The sequence below is a fragment of the Actinophytocola sp. genome (assembly GCF_036402745.1).
In the GTDB taxonomy this organism is placed as follows: Bacteria; Actinomycetota; Actinomycetes; order Mycobacteriales; family Pseudonocardiaceae; genus Actinophytocola.
This window is the reverse complement of sequence record NZ_DASWSJ010000249.1, coordinates 1-1988: the sequence shown is the minus strand read 5'-3', so window position 1 is coordinate 1988 and position 1988 is coordinate 1. Positions and strand designations below refer to the sequence as shown.

Genomic DNA, 1988 nt, shown 5'->3' with positions numbered 1-1988 from the left:
AGGCCAGCCGCCGGTTGCCCCTCGCCCAACTCCGCGGACGCAGTGTCACGGAGCCCCCGGGCCGCGGAGTCGCCTGGGGCCAGCTTGTCCCGGCCGACCAGGCGGGCGACCGCGGGGAACACCTCTGCCAGCGATTGTTGGCGCGAGGTCGCGAGCCTCGCCTGCGCGGCCGGAGGTAGGTGCGCCTCCAGTTGGGCGGCGGTCAGGCGGCTCATGTGGCGGCTCGGCGGAGGAAGGCGAGGGAGTCGCGCGCGATGGTTGGGGCCGCGTGGGAGTGTCTGGGGAGCTCGACCGCCACCAGCCCGGCGTACTGGATCTCTCGGAGAGCACTGAAGACCGACGGAAAGTCGACCTCGCCGGTGCCGAACTCGAGGTGCTCGTGGACGCCCCGGCGCATGTCGTCGATCTGGACGTTGACCAGGTGCGGCGCTGCCGCGGTGACGCAGGCGGCCGGTGGTTGCGGTTCGTTGCAGATGAGATGGCCGATGTCGAGCGTGAGTCCGAGCGTCTCGCTGCCCACCTCGGCCTGGAGCTTCAGATAGCCGGCCAGGTCGTCGACCAGCATGCCGGGCTCCGGTTCGAGGCCGAGCCGCACGCCACGGTCGGCGGCGTACCCGACGAGCTGCCGGCATCCATTCACCAGTCGCTGCCAGCCGAGATCGGCGGAGACGTCGGCGGGCAAGGTGCCCGACCAGAAGGAGACAGCCTCGGCGCCGAGATCGGCTGCGACCTCGATCGCCCGTTCGAGCAGCGACATCCGCCATTCCGCGCCTTGGTCGTGCAGCAGCGTCGGCTCGTGCTTGCGCAGCGGATCGAGCACATACCGCGCACCCGTCTCGACCACGACAGCGAGATCGTGGCGCGCGAGCAGGCGACCTACCTCGGCGGTCCGTTGGCTCAGGTCCGGGCCGAACGGGTCGAGGTGGTTGTGGTCCAGAGTGAGGGCGACCCCGACGTACCCGAGGTCGGCGATCACCGCGAGCGCATCGGGCAAGCGGTGGTTCGCGAATCCGTTCGTGCCGTAGCCGAATCTCATGTCGGTGAGACCTTTCGCGCGAGGGCCCGGGCCAGCGGTAGGGCGGCAATCAGTGCGGCCCCTAGCCGCGGCGCTCCCCCTCGCGCGATCCAGGCAGCCTGCAGTGGCACCAACCCGTGAATGCCGGCTCCGACCGCCTCCCGCAACTTCGCCCCGCTCGGTTCCCGGGCCGCCGCTACTTGGGTCGGCCCCACCGACTGAAGAAACAACCCCGCCAACACAGCAGTGGCCGCACTCGAACCACTGACAGTTCCGACCGTGATGGCGGACGTCGCGGTGAGGGCTGCGCGGGCTGGGGCCGGCGTGCTTCCGTGTACTTCGCCGCGCGACATCGCCGTGACGCCGAGGATGTGCGTCCCGACCGCGAGCGCCGGTGCCCACGCCCTCCGCCACTCCTGCCCCGCACCGACCAGTACGTCGAGCGATCGCGCGGCCGCCATGAACGCCGGACCGGCCGGGGTGTTCTTCACCCCGAGGTCGTAGCTCCAAGCAGTTGCCGCCAGCAACGCCGAGGTCCGGAAAGCCACCTTCCCACCCGCGGCCGCGGCGAGCCCCAAGCCGGCGGTCGTCAGAGCGGCGGCCAACCCGAACGCCGTCCGGGGCGTCACTCGCCCAGAGGGAATCGGCCGCTCCGGACGTTCGACGGCGTCCACCTCCCGGTCGGCCCAGTCGTTCAGCGCCATCCCAGCCCAGTAGACGCAGACCGACGAAGCCGCCAGTCCGACCAATCTGCCCGGCCGAAGGTTGCCCGCAGCAACAGCACCGGCGAGGACGTCGCCCGGCACCGTCAACGCCGCCGGAGCCCGAACCAGCTCAGCCAGGTCACCCAGCTTCCTCAGCATGATCGCGCCCAGCGCACGAGCTCGTCGTACTGCCGGGAGAGCGAGTGCTCGGTCGACTCGATCGGGTCCTTGAAGTAGAACCCGAGGAACGGCATCGCGCCGACGTGACC

At 70.7% G+C, this 1988-nt stretch carries 2 protein-coding genes; both read right to left on the bottom strand.

The window, feature by feature from the left end; genetic code table 11:
- Window positions 1-211 precede the first annotated feature (211 nt).
- Window positions 212-1036: a sugar phosphate isomerase/epimerase family protein gene (locus VGD70_RS23530; protein WP_331084824.1), complete on the bottom strand. Its 825-nt coding sequence runs from the start codon at window positions 1034-1036 to the stop codon at window positions 212-214.
- Entirely contained in the window at window positions 1033-1878 is an 846-nt protein-coding gene (locus VGD70_RS23525; RefSeq protein ID WP_331084822.1) for an SCO3242 family prenyltransferase, read from the bottom strand. The genes VGD70_RS23530 and VGD70_RS23525 overlap by 4 nt, the downstream gene beginning before the upstream one ends.
- Window positions 1879-1988: the final 110 nt, after the last annotated feature.

Coding starts and splice junctions, on each gene's coding strand:
- VGD70_RS23530 (WP_331084824.1), bottom strand. CDS start 1,036: ATGAGATTCGGCTACGGCACGAACGGATTCGCGAACCACCGCTTGCCC.
- VGD70_RS23525 (WP_331084822.1), bottom strand. CDS start 1,878: ATGCTGAGGAAGCTGGGTGACCTGGCTGAGCTGGTTCGGGCTCCGGCG.